The organism is Desulfosporosinus meridiei DSM 13257 (assembly GCF_000231385.2).
Taxonomy (GTDB): Bacteria; Bacillota; Desulfitobacteriia; order Desulfitobacteriales; family Desulfitobacteriaceae; genus Desulfosporosinus; species Desulfosporosinus meridiei.
Window position 1 is genome coordinate 1145668 of sequence record NC_018515.1, and the last position, 16760, is coordinate 1162427.

Consider the following 16760-nt stretch of genomic DNA (forward strand, 5'->3'; position numbering starts at 1 on the left):
GTAATAATTACGATAGAATATTTTAGTGATCAAAGGGGTTGTAGGGACAGCCCATTCTATGTTAAGATAGCTCTAATTTAATTTTATCTGAAGCTAAGATGAACTTGATCAAATCTTTGTATAAGCAAGCTTTGTTTGGCAAAGCTTAAGTAGGATGGTTTTCCGTTATCGCGTGAGCGGTTCGAACGGATTTGCCGATGAGTTGTTAGAATAGTAGGATGGGAGCAATTGGAATCAAGGCACCCTCTATTCAGGGTGTCTTTTTGCATCCAAATTAAATAAATGTAGGATGGTAGAAAGGGGTATTAAGATGATTGTAGTAATGAAAACGGGTTCAACGGCAGAACAGATTGAAGAGGTTTCTACACGATTAGCTGAGGAGGGCTTTAAGATCCATCTTTCCCAAGGGGTAGAAAAGACAATTATGGGGGCAATTGGAGACCGTAGTCGCCTTGAAGCCCTCGATTTAGAAGCATTGCCTTTTGTAGAAAAGGTTGTGCCTATTTTAGCCCCTTATAAATTGGTGAGTCGAGAATTTCATCCAGCAAACAGTATTATTCGTATTGGCGATCAAGAAATTGGCGGTAATAAGGTTCATGTCATGGCGGGGCCCTGTGCGGTTGAAAGCAGGGAACAAATTCTAGAAACAGCACATGCGGTGCGAGAAGCAGGGGCGACCTTTCTACGTGGGGGTGCCTTTAAGCCAAGAACCTCACCATATTCTTTTCAGGGACTTGAAGAGGAAGGATTGCGTTATCTAGCCGAAGCCCGGGAGAAAACCGGTCTTTTAGTAATTACTGAGGTTATTGATGCTCGAGATGTTTCTTTGGTGGCGGATTATGCAGATGTACTTCAAATTGGGGCTCGTAATATGCAGAACTTCATTCTTCTTAAAGAAGCGGCCAAGTGTGGGAAGCCGGTTCTTCTCAAAAGAGGACCGTCTGCAACCTTGGAAGAGTGGATGATGGCGGCAGAGTATCTTATGGATGGCGGGAATTACCAAGTTATGTTTTGTGAGCGTGGAATTCGAACTTTCGAAAGCTACACTCGAAATACTCTGGATTTGAGTATGGTTCCGGCCTTGCATACACTTTCCCACTTGCCGGTCATAATTGACCCTAGTCATGGAACTGGAAAGTGGCATTTAGTCCCTCCTATGGCAAAAGCCGCTCTGGCAGCAGGAGCCGATGGCTTAATTGTTGAAGTTCATCCACACCCTGAAAAAGCAGTTTCAGATGGCAAACAATCTTTAACACCTGAAAAGTTCAAAGTCATGATGGACGATTTGGCAAGACTGACTTCTGTGTTAGATCGTGAGTTAGGGGAAGTGAGTAAGCGTGCTGAGTGACGAATCTATATTTACCAAAAGTGTAAAAGAATTAGCACCGGGATGGTCAGGCCTTCGAATACCGAGGGCTTGCATTTTCGGTCTGGGTCTCATTGGAGGATCTTGGGCGGGAGCTTTGCATAATGCGGGGTGGGATGTTTCAGCAATCGATTCTGAAAAGGCCAGTATCAAGGAAGCAGTTGAGCGGGGCTGGCTGCAGGATGGTTGGACATCTGTGCCAGAGTTTTTGGATGTGGATTTGATAGTATTAGCACTTCCGTTACAGATACTGGAGGAAGGGCTTGATCAATTGACGGGAAGGATTCCTAAGGGAGCAGTTGTTACGGATGTGGGAAGCCTAAAGAGAGGTATTTGCAGGAAATCAGGAGTTGACAACCAGACGGATTTTCCTGAATTCTATTTTATTGGCGGACATCCCATGACCGGTTCCGAACAGTCGGGATTTAGAGTGGCAGATCCTAACCTTTTTCAGGGTTACCCTTACGTCCTAACACCTGACAAGGATTGTCCGCCTCATGTCTATCAAAAACTAGCCGCTACTTTAAAAGGATTTGGCGCCAAAGTAGTATTTCGGGAACCTCTTGAACATGATGTGGAAGTGGCAATGGTTAGTCATATCCCCCATTTGTTAGCCGTAGCCTTAACCTTAGCAACTCAAGATGCTTCCAAAGAAGGTAAAGAGCCTTTTGCTTTAGCCGGTCGTAGTTTTCGTGATATAACACGCATAGCAGACAGTTCTCCTGAAATGTGGAAAGAAATAATGGTTAAAAATGCTGACGCAATTTTAGGCGGACTTACTTTATGGGAACAAAGAGTCCGGGAGTTGAAGGAGTCCCTTCTGCAAGGGGATGGAGAGGGGATTGCCGAAGCCTTTCGTAAGGCTCACCTGGCGAGGGAAAGTCTTAATTAAGTAATATCGTATGTGATTGATAAGTTTTTAGGTTATAATAGAGACTACCAATGGTAATTGAATGCGCTGGGAGGTAATCATTTATGGGAGGCGTGTATATAAAGCCGATCACCAAACTGAGAGGCGAAATCAGAGTTCCTGGCGATAAGTCTATTTCTCATAGGGCAGCACTTTTTGGCGGGATGGCTCATGGAGAAACACATGTATCAAACTTTTTATTGGGCCAGGACTGTTTAAGTACCCTTCGATGCCTTAAACAATTAGGAGTATCTTGGGAAAGACAGGGTACTGATGTGTGGATAAGAGGTGAGGGCATTGAGGCATGGAAGGAACCAGACGATGTTCTTGATGCGGGTAATTCCGGAACGACCATGAGACTGATGCTGGGTGCTCTGGCGGGAAGTCCTTTTACTGTTACCATGAGCGGTGACCACTCTCTGCGATCACGACCTATGCGCAGAGTTACCGACCCTCTTAAAATGATGGGGGCTCAGATAATGGGGCGCAAGGATGGGAATTTTGCTCCCCTTACAATGCAAGGTGGTCAGTTAGAGGGCCGTGTCTTTAATACCCCTGTTGCTTCAGCTCAAATAAAATCCGCTATTCTTTTGGCAGGGTTAAGAGCTCACGGAGAAACTAGTGTGCAGGAACCTGCGCTTTCTAGAGATCATACGGAACGAATGCTCCGAGGGTTCGGAGTTGATGTCCGGAGCCATAAGACCCTTGTGAAGATCCAAGGTGGTGGAAGTCTCAAGAGTCAAGCTGTTTCTGTACCGGGGGATATTTCATCGGCAGCCTTCTTCTTAGTCTTAGGAAGCTTGGTAGGGCAAGGAGAGATTATTCTGCCCCATGTTGGTGTCAACCCAACTCGTACCGGAATCTTAGAGGTATTGATGGCCATGGGTGCAGATATTGAATTAATCAATATTCAAGAACTATGCGGTGAACCTAGAGCTACTATACGTGTACGTCCTGCTAAACTTAAAGGTGTGGAGATAGCCGGAGACATAATTCCTCGTCTGATTGATGAGATCCCTATCCTGGCTGTAGCAGCGAGTTTGGCTGAAGGAGAAACCGTTATTCGGGATGCGGCAGAACTGAGAGTTAAAGAAACGGATCGGATAAGTACTGTTGTGCAAGGGTTAAGTGCTCTGGGGGCTAAAGTGGAAGAACTTCCGGATGGTCTGCGTATCTATGGTCAGACTTCGTTGAACGGAGGACAAGCGAGCAGTTTGGGTGATCATCGCCTGGCTATGGCCTGGGCCATCGCCGGGATGCTGTCAAAGGAAGGAGTTAGTGTGGAAGACATGGCCGCGGCTGATGTTTCATACCCTGACTTTTTATCTGTTATAGAGAAAGTAGCTGGATAACTCAATGTCTTACAAAGGTGATAAATCTAATAAAGCTATTGAAAAGGGATTTGCCTACGGATTGAGGCAATCATTGACCATTGCAATTGGATATGCACCAGTGGCTATAACCTTTGGTATACTTGCAACTCAGTTCGGATTAACCTTTTGGGAAGCCGGATTTATGTCGCTCTTTGTGTATGCCGGGGCTTCTCAGTTTATTGCAATTGAAATGATCCATCAAGGAGCAACCCCTTTAATGATTGGGGTTACAACCCTTATTGTAAATATTCGACATTTTATCATGAGCTTGTCGGTTGTTCCTTACTTCCCGGAGAGATCACTTCCTTGGTCACTGGGTTTGGCTCAAGGGCTTACCGACGAAACCTTTGTGCTTAATACAAAGGTTTTGCAGAATGTTGAAGGGGAAGAAAATCGTCGTAGAGTTATGGCAGGAATTAACCTAGGAGCTTATTCTACTTGGGTAAGCTTTACAATCCTAGGGGGATTAATTGGCAAATGGCTCCCGATTCAGTTCTCGGGTTTTCAATTTGCTCTCTTAGCTTTGTTCATCATCCTAACAACATCCTCTCTGTCTAAGAAGAATTATATGACGTATATCTCAGCTGCCGTTCTGGCAGTTTTCTTAAAGGTACTGATTCCCGGGAAAATTTACTTAATTATTAGTGTGGTTGTTGCCGCAGGCATCGGGGCATGGTGGCGTGGGAAGAGAGTGTCTGAGAGTGTCGGCTATGACAGCCAAGAGAGTATTTAAGAGGTTTAGAATGAGAAGGGAAGAGATTCATGTCAATCCAATTGCTTGAAACCGTTTTATTAATGACAATTGTTACATATGGTTCGCGGGTACTGCCTTTTCTATTGTTTAAAGGAAAGAATGTTAAGGGGTTTGCTCGAGATTTTATCGAACTTGTCCCCATTGCCTTACTTGCTGCCTTGGTTGTTCCTGAGCTAGTAACACCGAGTGGAACAATTGTTATTGTAAATAACCCCTTTCTCTGGGCGGGAATTTTGACATTTCTCTTTTCAAAATTCGTACCGAATTTATTTTTAGGAATCCTCTTTGGGATGAGTGTGTTCTGGGGGTTGGATAAATTACTCGTGTAAGAATAGCCGCGACTTAATTAAAAAATTCTTCTCAAAAATAATAACCGTGCAGACCTTTACTGCACGGTTATTATTTTATTACATAAGCGGGGCGAAAACACGCAGAACAGAACGACCTAGACGCTTGTACCATTTGACAGCCCGACAGTCCGCCAATGTGACAGGTTTACATCGTTCTACGGTCGAAAGAAAATCCTTAGTTACTTCCAAAACGCTTTGTGTTTGGTAAAGCCAGACCCCGCATTCGAAATGTAAGAATAGACTGCGGTAATCTAAATTAATTGTTCCGACAACAGCCAGCTTGTCATCAATCACCAGGGATTTAGCATGCATGAAGCCTGGGGTGTACTCATAGATCTTTACGCCGTTTTCCACAAGGGCATCATAGTTTGCGCGGGTCACAGCATGAACGTACCATTTATCCCAGATGTGAGGGGTTATGATTCGAACATCTACATTTCGCTTAGCTGCAGAGCAAAGGGCAGTAAGCATCACATTGTCGAGAATGAGATAAGGGGAATAGATATAGACATATTGCTCAGCTGTGTTGATGAGATTCAAATAAATGGTTTCTCCTAACGACTCGTCGTCTAATGGAGTGTCGCCAAAAGGCTGAACATAGCCATCCGAGAAGAATTTCTTTATATCCTTGGTCATAGGTTTGAAGTGTTCATAGTCTTCATCTGTATTTCGCTGATGACTCCATAGCGACAGAAACATTACAGTAAAGCTCCAAACAGCATCTCCTTGAAGAAGGACAGCTGAATCTTTCCAGTGTCCATATTTATTATAAGCGTTGATATACTCATCTGCGAGATTGATACCGCCTGTAAAGGCAGTATAACCGTCGATGACTGCAATTTTTCGGTGATCACGATTGTTCATTCGAGTCGATAGAACTGGGATAAAGGGGTTAAAAGCACAGCACTTGATTCCCATTCGTTCAAGTTGTTTATGATAGCCATATGGTAACGTAAAAAGACATCCGACATCATCATAAATGACACGAACATCCACTCCTTGACTTACCTTTTCGATTAGAATATCCAGTACGGAATTCCAGAAGGTTCCTTCTTCAATGATGAAGTATTCCAGAAAAATATATTTTTCCGCCTTGGTTAGTTCCTCTAGTAAGCGTGCATACATTCGCTCTCCAGGTGTAAGATACTCAGAAGTCGTGTTTTGATAGACCGGACAGAAGGAATAGTTTTCTATATAGTATGACTGATTGGCTGCACTTAAGCTTTTGGCTTTGATTTCCTGGCTAAGCATCTCGTTATGACCAAGTAATTTGATCATCTTCTCCTGAATCGCCTTCATTTTTCTTCTTGAACGCTTACTTAATTTCTTACCGCCAAATAACAGATAAAAAAGTCCACCAAAGATGGGAAAGAGCATAATTGGAACAATCCAGGCAATCTTATAGGCGGGATTTACCTTGCCGCTTAATATCCTTAGCAGGGCTACTACACTAAGTAATGTACAAATTGCATAAAAATAAACAAAGAAGTTACTGAATTTCCAAATGACAAGGACTAAAGCAAATACTTGGATAAGAATAGGTATGCCGACTAAAAAGATCCTGTTAAGTAGAAGCTTCAATATCCTTTTCATACACACCTCTATATTATAGAACTTAGGTTATATATTGACTAAATAAAGTATACTCAATAATATATAGTGAGTAAATATATTCTTACGTATTGTGCGGAGCTCAAACATAAATGGATCTTCCGGCCTATCATACCATCAAGTTGGGTGGAGTTGCTGTCTCAGGTGATTAGTTGCTCACTGAAATGTATATAAGATTTAGTTGTTATTAATTTGAAACTCCGAGAATACTCTCGGAGTTTCATTTAGGTAATCTAGCATAGGTGCTATAATAGATTTAAGTTAGAAAGACTTATGAGGAAACAAGTTGATCTATTGGGGGTAACTATTAGTAGGCGTGGAATCACTCATTATTTCCATTTCCTCGTCATCTTCATAGCAACCGCACCCTCGCGAAACTATGGTTAAACCATACCTCTCTGATTTACGTCCCAGAATGAAAGCTAAAATAAGACTAACAAAAAATAACATTCCATGGGTATGATAGTGTTTTTGATGAAACATTTGTTATCCCTCCTTTAGTTTTAGAATAGCCGCAATAGCTTAGATTCATCCCGGAAATTTAAGGAAATAATATTCTGATTTGGAGGTTTATATGCGCTACGATATTCTGCTCTGGGATTTAGATGGAACTTTAACAGATTCGAAAGAAGGGATTACCCGCTCGGTTCAATACGCGTTAAGTCAGTTAGGTTATCCCATACCTAAAGCAGATGATCTCGAATGGGTCATTGGGCCGTCGTTAAAAGAGAGTTTTAAAATACTACTAGAAACTCAAAATGATGCACTGTTAAATGAAGCAGTGTTGACCTATAGAAGGCGTTTTCAAGAAATAGGACTCTACGAAAATGAAGTTTACTCTGGAATCCCAGAGTTATTGTTGCAGTTAAGAGAAAAGGGGTGTAAACATTTTTTAGCAACATCCAAACCAAGAATTTTTGCAGAAAAAATTCTTCAACATTTTTTACTAGCAGAGTACTTTGATGTTATCATGGGAAGTGAGTTAAACGGTCAGTTGGCGGAAAAGGAGACAGTCATTAAAGAAGTTCTGAAAAAAGCTCCTAAGGCTTCACTGTCAAAAGCAGTAATGATCGGTGATCGGAAATATGATGTTTATGGTGCTCGGGAAAACAAAATTGATGTGATAGCTGTTGGATATGGGTATGGGACTGCTGAGGAATTACAAGTAGCAAAGCCTGACTTTTTTGCGCCAAATGTTGAGAGTTTAGGAAAGCTGCTTTTAAGTTAATCCATGGTCTGCGGATACCGGACGGCGGCATCTAGGTAGACGTAGTTTTCATCTCTTTCTTGACGAACCATTCCTACGATACCGTTGTCCTTAGCTTCTTCCAAGTATTTATGAACTACAAATTGATAGGCCCGCTCATCCCAAGGATCCAGAAAATCTGTGACTGTATTGAAATAGGTTTCAATGGGAATTTTAAGATGATGATGATAAACTTGTAGGGTTATCTCTGATGACTCCATAAAAATTCCTCCTTTAGGGTTTAGTCTAGGAAAAAATTAATTGAATTATGTGCTCCGACGTTTTGCCCGCTAAGAAGAAGGAGAGTGAGTAATGGACAATAATGGACTAAATCTAACAGATGGTGAAAGTCCACGTTGCGACCGAAAATTAAATTGGGTCGACTTAGCCTTGGTATTAGGTGGAGTTATAGGTATTTATGTCGGCTTAGCTTTTGGAACGTTTTGGTTGATGGATCTTTGGCCCCACGAACGGGTTTTGATGTATTTGAATGCTTTTTTGACACAGTTATCTTTCGCCCTGTTAATCTATTTTCTAAAACGTGTCAGGCGCTGGACGTGGGCTGATTTTGGCTGGAGGGATGTACCTTTACGAGTGATCTTTTCCAAGGTTTTGGTATTATACGCTTTAACTTGGGTGGTTAATATTTGTTACGCTATTGCACTTTTTAATTATGGGTTTACACCTCCCGAGACGGATGTATACTCCAAACTTTTAGGAGATGTTACAGGGTATACATTGATTCTTAATTTGCTGTTGGCAGGCATTTTAGCCCCCCTTGTAGAAGAAACCCTGTTTAGAGGAGTTATCTTTGGAGGTCTGCAAGCCTACTTTGGAAAATGGACAGCAGCAGTCATAAGTGCGATTATTTTCTCCGCCCTTCACTTCCAGGCCTATGGATTTTTCCCACGCTTTGTTTTAGGAATGGTGCTTGTTTATCTTTATGATCGCTATAAGTCCCTTTATCCTTCCGTTGGGCTGCATGCTTTGAATAATATAGTTGCTACACTTATCGCGGCTAAAATAATGATTGAGTAAAAGGAGCAAATATGATGATAAAAAGGCAACAGCACGCCTTACAGATTGCCCTTGATGGCCCTGCAGGTGCAGGGAAAAGTACAGTTGCCAAGATTGTAGCTGAGAAATTAAAGCTTTTTTATGTTGATACCGGGGCAATGTACCGAGCAATTGCTTATAAAGTGCTTGAAATAAATGCACCAATCGACGATGAAACCAGAGTTAGTCAGATTGCTAAAGAGACTGAGGTTGTCCTAGATCATTCGGATAAGAGGATTGTTTGGTGTGATGGAGAAGAGGTTACTGAGGAAATTCGTTCTCCTGAGGTATCCCGTGCTGTTTCCGTGGTGGCCTCCTACCCTGGAGTCAGAGAACGTTTAGTCGAGCTTCAGCGCCTAGAGGCAAACCGGGGCGGAGTGGTTATGGATGGTCGGGATATTGGTACTTATGTTTTGCCGGAAGCAGATTTTAAATTCTTTTTGACGGCTACACCTGAGGAGCGAGCAAGGCGTCGGTGGTTAGAACTTGCGAAAATAGGTAAAGAAGTGCCCTTACAAGAGGTTACTCAAGACATGGTTGAACGCGATCGTCTTGATACAGAGCGCCAGGTCTCTCCACTGAAGCCTGCTGAAGATGCAATTATTCTGGATACAACAGGAATTGGTATTGACGAGCTTGTAACTAAGATTCTGACGCTGGTGCAGGGAGGTTAAGCAATGACGTTTTATAGTTTTGCTAAGGGAATCTTTCGTCTGCAATTTCGGCTAATGGGATGGAAAGTGCAAGGGGTAGAGAACATGCCTTGTGAAGGTCCGGTTATTTTAGCGATTAACCATGTTAGTATGTGGGATCCTGTTGTAGCAGCTTGTAGTGTTCCTCGTCATGTCTCTTTTATGGCGAAAGAAGAGTTGTTTTCCTTACCGATTTTGGGAAAGATTTTCTCAAGACTTGGTGCTTTTCCAGTTAAACGTGGGCATGGAGATATGAATGCAATTAGACAATCTTTGGCAATCTTAAAAGGCGGAGGGGTTTTAGGGCTTTTTCCCGAAGGAACTAGATCGAAGACTGGAGAAATTCAAAAGGGTATGCCTGGAATGGTTCTTCTAATGGAAAAAAGCCAAGCCTCGGTTGTTCCCGTAAAGGTAAGAGGGACAAAACACATGTTTACTAAAGGTTGGGGGAAAATTACTATCGTGCTTGGTCAGCCTCTGACCGCACAGATGCTTAAAGTTCCGGAAGGTGTCGAAAACCGTCGTGAATGGATTGCTGATCGTATAATGCAGGCGATGATTGAGCTTCCGGAAGCAAAGTAAAATGTTTCTCTATTAAATTGGCAGGATTTTTAGAACAGTATAGAGAATTAGTTCTTTACAATTTTTAGGGGGGTTCTAAATTTTGAAAGTCGTACGCGCAGCGAAGGCTGGGTTTTGCTTTGGCGTGAAGCGCGCCCTTGAAATGGCTGAACGGACATCGGAGACATCTCATGCAGTATCACTTGGCCCGCTCATACACAACCAGCAGGTTGTTAAACGCTTAGCGGAAAAAGGCATCCAGGTTGTAGATGATTTAAAAGAGGTCACTAATCAACAAGCCCTGATTATTAGGTCTCATGGTGTAGCGCCGAGTGTTTATCAAGGGGCGGAAGGCATAGGAGTTCAAGTGGTGGATGCTACCTGCCCTTTTGTCCAGAAAGCTCAACGTTTGGCGGCGATGTCTGCCCAAAAGGGGCAGCAAGTTATTGTCATGGGGGATAAACTTCATCCTGAGGTACAGGGAATTCTCGGCTGGGCTGGGAATGAGGCAGTCCCTATCCAGACGGTTGAAGAAGCAAAAGAGCTTCCATTTTATCCTCATCTGGCTGTTTTAGCACAGACGACCCAACTAGCAGAGAATTTTGCTAAGATAGTCGAGGAATTACAAAATCATACCGATGATTTAATCGTACACAATACAATTTGCAATGCCACAGCTGAGCGGCAAAAAGTTGCCAGTGAGTTAGCAGAAGTAGTCGATGTCATGGTAGTCGTGGGCGGACGAAATAGTGCTAATACCCAAAAATTAGCAAGTATCTGTGCTGAGCGCACAAAAACATATCTGATTGAAACGGCGGATGAATTAGAAACTGTTTGGTTTGAGGGAGCTGAAGTTGCTGGTTTAACTGCAGGTGCTTCTACCCCAGATTGGATAATCGAGGAGGTTTTTAAAAAAATGACGGAAATGAATGAGCAACAAATGGATATGGCGAGTTGGTTAGACAGTTGCCCGGAGCTACATAACGGCACAAAAGTAACCGGTACCGTAGTGAAAATAACCAGGGAAGAGATCTTTGTTGATATTGGCTGGAAATGTGAAGGAGTTATTCCTTTAGGGGAGTTATCGGTATCCCGAAAAACTCGCCCGGAGGATACTGTGTCCATCGGAGATCAAATTAGCGCTGTAGTTGTTCGAGTGGAAAACGAGGAAGGGCATACTGTTCTTTCTAAACGAAAGGCTGATGAAGAAGGAGCTAAAGATCGTTTAGAGAAGCTAGTTGAGAGTAAAGAAGAAATTCAGGCCGAGGTTGTTGAGGTTGTAAAAGGTGGATTAGTAGTAGATGTAGGGCTGCGAGGCTTTGTTCCTGCATCCCAGATTCAATTGGGATATGTGGATGACTTAGATCAATTTCTAGGTCAAACTCTCCGTTTGCGCTTGATTGATTACGATCCTGCAAAGCGCAAGGTTGTTCTTTCGCAAAAAGTAATTTTAGAAGAAGAGCGGGCAGTTAAGCGCACACAGCTGCTAGAATCCCTTAAAGAGGGTGACGTAGTGACTGGAACGGTCAAAAGAATGGCAGATTTCGGTGTGTTTGTAGATATTGGTGGAATTGATGGACTCCTGCATATTTCAGATATGGCCTATACTCGTATTAAGCATCCGTCGGACATGCTTAAGATTGGGGATGAAGTGGAGGTTCAAGTATTAAAGCTTGAACAACAAACTGGGAAAGTTTCACTAGGCTTAAAACAGCTTAAGGAAAGCCCCTGGGCTCAAGCAGCAAAAAACTTCCCGATTGGGGCTATTGTTAATGGCAAAGTAATGCGGATTACTCCTTTTGGAGCCTTTGTGGGACTTGGCGATGGGGTAGATGGTTTAGTTCATATTTCTCAATTGGCGGACCATCGTGTCAATAAAGTTGAAGAGGTCGTTAAAGTTGGAGATATGGTGTCGGCAAAGATCATAGACTGTAAGCCCGACGAGAAACGAATCAGTTTAAGCATACGCGAGGGAATTGCAGATGCTGCTAAGGCCAGCGATCAAGAAGCCTTAGACTCACAGTCTGAAATAAAACCTGTGACAATTGGTGATGCAGTAGGGAAGGAATTCCCTACTGAAAACTAAGATATCCTTGAATTCTGGCTCAGCTTTAGTGTAAGAATCTAATGACTTCCTGTTTCTAAAATACGGGAAGTCATTTTACTGACCTATACAGTTGCAAGTGTTTGGGTTGTTGGTGATTTTGGATTTAGCATAGTAAGGAAGGAGATTCAAATGCCTAAACGAAAACCGACGCTGCCGATTGATTTTCCAATATTATATATTGCCTTAGCCGTCTTAGCCTTTGGCTTAATTATGGTTTTAAGTGCTGGGGCAGTGCGTGGTTTCAATGCAACTCAGAACTCCTATTACTATTTCTCTCAGCAATTAAAATGGACACTAATCGGTTCTGTTTTCGCTATTATAGCCATGAAGATTCCCTATACATTTCTGCGCCGTTTCGCAGGAATTGGAGTTCTTGTAAGCATAGTGTTACTCTTTACTATTCTTTTTACTGACGCCGGAATTGCAGCAAATGGATCGGCTCGATGGATTTCAATAGCAGGAGTCACAGTCCAACCTTCGGAAATTGCAAAGCTTGCTATGGTACTTTTTTATGCACATATTCTAGATCGTTATCCTATCCAACGAGGCAGCGATTGGCGTATTTCTTTGGGCATACTTGTTCCTTTCACTGTCCTTGTTTTGGGCTTAGTCTATAAGCAGCCGGATTTAGGGACGACGATGGTTATTGCTTTAACCTGTGCAGTAATGCTTTTACAGACGGAAATTCCAACGATCTGGTTTGTTGCTGCTGTGCCGACTTTGGGGCTGCCTCTCTTCTATTTTATTCGTGCTACAGAGTATCAATGGGAACGGATTATGGTTTGGATGGATCCCTGGAAATATGCAATGGGTAAAGGATATCAGATAACAAATGCGGAGATTGCCTTTGGCTCGGGGGGATTATTTGGAGTTGGTTTAGGACGGAGCTTGCAAAAATACGGCTTCTTGCCAGAAAACCATACAGATACCATCTATGCTATTGTTGGAGAAGAATTAGGTCTGCTGGGTACAACACTTTTATTATGTCTCTTTGTTGCCTTATATGCTCGAGCTTACCAGGTTCTGAGAGAATGCCCTGATCGCTTCGGCAGGTTGCTAGGGTATGGCATAACCTCTTCTTTAGCGATTCAGACAACGATTAACCTGGCCGTTGTTACCGGAGTTTTACCTGTGACAGGAATTACTCTGCCCCTTATCTCTTATGGCGGGGCGTCTCTTGTGATAACTTTAGTTAAAATTGGGTTGATCTTGAATCTTTCTCGCTATCGAAAAACAGCCTCCAAGGAGAGAAATGTTAAAGTCCTCACAGATATTTCTGTGTAAACCCTCTCTAAACGGGAATAATATGGTAAGCAACGTTTAGGAGGGGTACTATGCCTTTTCCATTTGGGGAATGGGTTATTCTGTTCCTTACCTTGATCGCTTGGGCGGAAAAACGAACTACAAGGTGCTTTTTTTCTCTGTTGACGATTGCCTGGCTCCTTGGAAAATGGGCAGAGACTTATTTGCTTGTCAATATGCCTTGGCGCTGGCAACTTTCACGCCTGGCAGTTATGATGGTTTTTTGGGTTTGGGCGTTCCGCAGAGCTGAACGTCGATTTTTACCACTGTTCTTCGCTAGTTTAGTTGCCTTTGTCCAAACCTTGTTTTTTGTTAACGAGCCTGGGGTGTTTCCCTTCGGAGAATGGTTTTTTGCAATTGCCATGGTCTTAGTGGCTTGGTTAAGTGCTAAGTCGTTTTGGGGAACCGCCGCTGCTTTAACTGGAGGTTCCCTCTTGAACCAAGTGTTTGTTCGTTTTACTTATGATGGTATAATGAGGTTTGCTAACTTACCCGACGATTTCACCTGGAATTTGGGCGTTGGCTTATTCTCGACTTGGACAGCCCTGGCCTATGGCTGGAGGTTAAATGCCGAGAAGAAAGCGAAAAGAATGACTCAGGATCTTGTAGTGGTTCAAAACTTAGTAAACTGTGAATCCTCAGAAGAGAAGGAGCTTTAGGAGAGTCAGAAAGCTGAATTTTAGGGAATATAGCAGTTTGATAGTTATTTATAGTATACTTGTAAAGATTAAGGCCGAGAGTAGGCTTTCGATTATATGGTGGGAGGATGAAATGTTTTGCCTAAAGGGCTTGTAGTCGCAGCGGTCCATCCAGGGAGCATCGCTGAAGAAATGGAAATTGAGGTTGGGGATCGTGTTCTTGAGGTAAATGAACAAGAGCTCAATGATATCATTGACTTTCAGTTTGGTGTATCTGAAGAAGAATTCCTACTACTTATTGAAAAGCCTGATGGCGAACTATGGGAGCTTGATATTGAGAAGGGATCAGGAGAGTTCTTAGGTTTAGAGGTTGAGACAGTTAGCACTAAGGGTCTAAAGAAATGCTCTAATAATTGCAGCTTTTGTTTCGTAGCTCAAATGCCTGAGGGGATGCGTCCGTCTCTTTACGATAAAGATGATGATTATCGCTTATCTCTTACGCAAGGTAGTTTTATAACCTTGTCTAATCTAAGTGAGGAAGAGGTATCTCGAATCACGTCTTTACATTTAACTCCGATGTATGTTTCTGTGCATGCGTGGAACCCGGAAGAGCGTGTTAAACTTATGAAAAATCCCCAGGCGGGAAAATTGCCTGAGCAGATTCGTCGCTTCGCAGATGCCGGAATAGTGGTACATGCTCAGATAGTATTAATTCCTGAACACAATGATGGAGAGGTTTTGAGAGAAACTGTTGAGAGGTTAGCAGAGCTCTATCCCTCTGTCCAATCAATCGCTGTAGTTCCCGTAGGGTTGACACGTTATCGTGATAAGCTGACCCCTTTGCGTGGCTTTACAGGTGAAGAAGCAAGTCAGCTGCTAGATCAGGCTGACAAGTGGCAAAAGGAATACTTTGCCAAGACCGGACGCCGCCTAGTCTATTTTTCCGATGAGTTTTATGTGCTGGCCGGCAGAGAGTTTCCTGAGTCCGCAGTGTATGATGATTTTCCCCAATTAGAAAACGGTGTAGGTATGGCCCGGAAGTTCATCTCAGAGATTGAATCCGGCTGGGAATTATTGCCCACTGAAGTTGCTGAACGCAATGTGCATTTAATAACGGGAGCAGCAGCAGAAGAGTTCTTCCGCTCATGGCAAAAACGTTTGATGGAGCGAATTAGGGGCTTGCGAATCGTGTTACATAAGATTGATAATGAATTTTTTGGGTTGTCCGTCACTGCTGCAGGACTTCTGACAGCCCGAGATATTGCTCAGCAGTTGGGGGATCTGCAAGGAGAAGAATTTCTGATACCTCGTACAATGCTCAAGGCTGATGAGGACATCTTTCTTGACGATTTAAGTGTCGAGTGGTTAGAACAGCAGGTCAATGGCAAGGTGCGCATTGTTGAAAACGATGGTTTTGCATTTTTGGAAAATGTTATTGGATATTCATTGGAGGTAGAAAGCATTGAGTAAACCTATTGTAGCCATAGTCGGGCGGCCGAATGTGGGTAAATCTACATTATTTAACCGAATAACGGGCGGACTGGTAGCTATTGTTGAAAATATGCCCGGAGTAACACGAGACCGCCTTTATCGTGATGCTGAATGGCTAGGGAGAAAGTTTGCCTTAATTGATACCGGCGGAATTGAGTTTAAAGATGAGGGTACACCGATTTCATCTCAGATGAGGCGGCAGGCGGAAATTGCTATGGAGGAAGCAGATGTCGTAATATTTGTAGTGGACGCTCAGATCTCTCCAACCCCCGAGGATGAGTTGATTGCTCGAACATTACGCCGTTCGGGTAAGCCTGTATTATTGGCAGCGAATAAAGTCGAAGATTTCACAAAGATAGAGGGCCAATTATATGAGTTTTTAAGTTTCGGGTTAGGAGAAGCAATTCCTATCTCCGCGGTTCATGGCATGAACACAGGAGATTTGCTTGATTTAGTCATTTCACATCTTCCAGAGAATAATGATGATGAGTTTGACCCGGATGTTATTCGTATTTCAGTTATTGGACGACCAAATGTTGGCAAGTCCTCTTTGGTCAACACTCTGTTAGGAAGAGAACGAGTAATTGTCAGTAACATCCCCGGCACTACCCGGGATGCTATAGACACTCCCTTTGAACACGAGGGCAAGCATTATATCCTTATAGATACTGCGGGAATGCGGCGCAAATCACGCATAGAAGAGCTGACAGAGCAATATAGTGTGGTACGATCACTTCGTGCTGTTGATCGTTCAGATGCGATTCTCATGCTTATTGATGCTGTGGATGGGGTTACAGAGCAGGATAAAAAAATCGCCGGGTATGCCGAAGAAGCTGGTAAGGCCATAATTTTAGTCGTCAATAAGTGGGATCTCGTGGAAAAAGATGAAAAGACCATTAATAAATTTGAAAAGTCGATTCGCGAAGAACTGGGATTTTTACAGTATGCACCAACAATGTTTATCTCCGCGAAAACAGGACAAAGAGTTAACAAAATTTTAGACCTGGTAGATTTTGTGGTGGAGCAAAATTCAACGCGTGTAACTACGGCAACCTTGAATACTTTACTGAGAGAATGGGTGCACCTCAATCCTCCTCCAACTGATAAAGGCAGACGACTGAAAATCAGATATATAACTCAAGTAGGGGTTAAACCGCCAACCTTTGTTTTCTTTGTTAATGATCCGGAACTAATGCATTTTTCCTACAAACGATATCTAGAGAATCAGATGCGGAAGCACTTTGGATTTGAGGGTACTCCGATCCGAATTGTAATTCGACAAAAAGATGAAGAAAAGGAGTAG

General features: G+C 42.9%; 17 protein-coding genes. 14 read left to right on the forward strand and 3 right to left on the reverse strand.

What is annotated here, in order from left to right; all coding sequences use genetic code 11:
* Positions 1-310 precede the first annotated feature (310 nt).
* From aroF to DESMER_RS05360, 5 genes are all read left to right on the forward strand, one after another.
* The gene (gene aroF, locus DESMER_RS05340; protein ID WP_014902049.1) at positions 311-1348 is read left to right on the forward strand and encodes a 3-deoxy-7-phosphoheptulonate synthase; all 1038 of its coding nucleotides are present in this window, start codon (positions 311-313) and stop codon (positions 1346-1348) included.
* On the forward strand, positions 1338-2258 hold the full coding sequence (locus DESMER_RS05345; RefSeq protein WP_014902050.1) for a prephenate dehydrogenase: 921 nt from the start codon (positions 1338-1340) through the stop codon (positions 2256-2258). Before aroF ends, DESMER_RS05345 begins: the two co-directional genes overlap by 11 nt.
* Positions 2259-2341: 83 nt before the next feature.
* Entirely contained in the window at positions 2342-3628 is a 1287-nt protein-coding gene (aroA, locus tag DESMER_RS05350) for a 3-phosphoshikimate 1-carboxyvinyltransferase (protein ID WP_014902051.1), read from the forward strand.
* A 4-nt stretch (positions 3629-3632) separates the two neighbouring features.
* Positions 3633-4382, forward strand: coding sequence for an AzlC family ABC transporter permease (locus tag DESMER_RS05355; protein ID WP_014902052.1), 750 nt, complete (start codon positions 3633-3635; stop codon positions 4380-4382).
* A 29-nt stretch (positions 4383-4411) separates the two neighbouring features.
* Positions 4412-4732: an AzlD domain-containing protein gene (locus DESMER_RS05360; RefSeq protein ID WP_014902053.1), complete on the forward strand. Its 321-nt coding sequence runs from the start codon at positions 4412-4414 to the stop codon at positions 4730-4732.
* Between the two features lie 78 nt (positions 4733-4810).
* On the opposite strand, the gene cls is transcribed toward DESMER_RS05360, so the two are convergent.
* Entirely contained in the window at positions 4811-6346 is a 1536-nt protein-coding gene (cls, locus tag DESMER_RS05365) for a cardiolipin synthase (RefSeq protein WP_014902054.1), read from the reverse strand.
* Positions 6347-6655: 309 nt separating this feature from the next.
* Entirely contained in the window at positions 6656-6847 is a 192-nt protein-coding gene (locus tag DESMER_RS05370) for a hypothetical protein (protein ID WP_014902055.1), read from the reverse strand.
* A 91-nt stretch (positions 6848-6938) separates the two neighbouring features.
* On the opposite strand from DESMER_RS05370, the gene DESMER_RS05375 reads away from it, so the two are divergent.
* Positions 6939-7592, forward strand: a complete 654-nt coding sequence (locus DESMER_RS05375; RefSeq protein WP_014902056.1) for an HAD hydrolase-like protein — start codon at positions 6939-6941, stop codon at positions 7590-7592.
* Here the strand turns inward: DESMER_RS05375 and DESMER_RS05380 are convergent.
* Complete coding sequence (locus DESMER_RS05380; RefSeq protein ID WP_014902057.1) at positions 7589-7831, reverse strand: hypothetical protein; 243 nt, start codon at positions 7829-7831, stop codon at positions 7589-7591. The two genes, DESMER_RS05375 and DESMER_RS05380, sit on opposite strands and share 4 nt — an antisense overlap.
* A gap of 91 nt (positions 7832-7922) precedes the next feature.
* Here DESMER_RS05380 and DESMER_RS05385 point away from each other — a divergent pair, with 91 nt between their 5' ends.
* From DESMER_RS05385 to der, 8 genes are all read left to right on the forward strand, one after another.
* Positions 7923-8648 (forward strand): CPBP family intramembrane glutamic endopeptidase, encoded by a 726-nt coding sequence (locus DESMER_RS05385; RefSeq protein WP_014902058.1) that lies wholly within the window; start codon positions 7923-7925, stop codon positions 8646-8648.
* Positions 8649-8659: 11 nt separating this feature from the next.
* A complete protein-coding gene (gene cmk / locus DESMER_RS05390; protein ID WP_014902059.1) occupies positions 8660-9340 on the forward strand; it encodes a (d)CMP kinase in 681 nt (226 codons plus the stop codon).
* 3 nt (positions 9341-9343) lie between these two features.
* A complete protein-coding gene (locus DESMER_RS05395; RefSeq protein WP_014902060.1) occupies positions 9344-9940 on the forward strand; it encodes a lysophospholipid acyltransferase family protein in 597 nt (198 codons plus the stop codon).
* 82 nt (positions 9941-10022) lie between these two features.
* Entirely contained in the window at positions 10023-12005 is a 1983-nt protein-coding gene (locus DESMER_RS05400; protein WP_014902061.1) for a bifunctional 4-hydroxy-3-methylbut-2-enyl diphosphate reductase/30S ribosomal protein S1, read from the forward strand.
* 150 nt (positions 12006-12155) lie between these two features.
* Entirely contained in the window at positions 12156-13310 is a 1155-nt protein-coding gene (gene ftsW / locus DESMER_RS05405; RefSeq protein WP_014902062.1) for a putative lipid II flippase FtsW, read from the forward strand.
* Positions 13311-13360: 50 nt separating this feature from the next.
* A complete protein-coding gene (locus DESMER_RS05410; RefSeq protein ID WP_014902063.1) occupies positions 13361-13987 on the forward strand; it encodes a hypothetical protein in 627 nt (208 codons plus the stop codon).
* A 117-nt stretch (positions 13988-14104) separates the two neighbouring features.
* Entirely contained in the window at positions 14105-15436 is a 1332-nt protein-coding gene (locus DESMER_RS05415) for a radical SAM protein (protein WP_014902064.1), read from the forward strand.
* A complete protein-coding gene (gene der, locus DESMER_RS05420) occupies positions 15429-16760 on the forward strand; it encodes a ribosome biogenesis GTPase Der (protein ID WP_014902065.1) in 1332 nt (443 codons plus the stop codon). The genes DESMER_RS05415 and der overlap by 8 nt, the downstream gene beginning before the upstream one ends.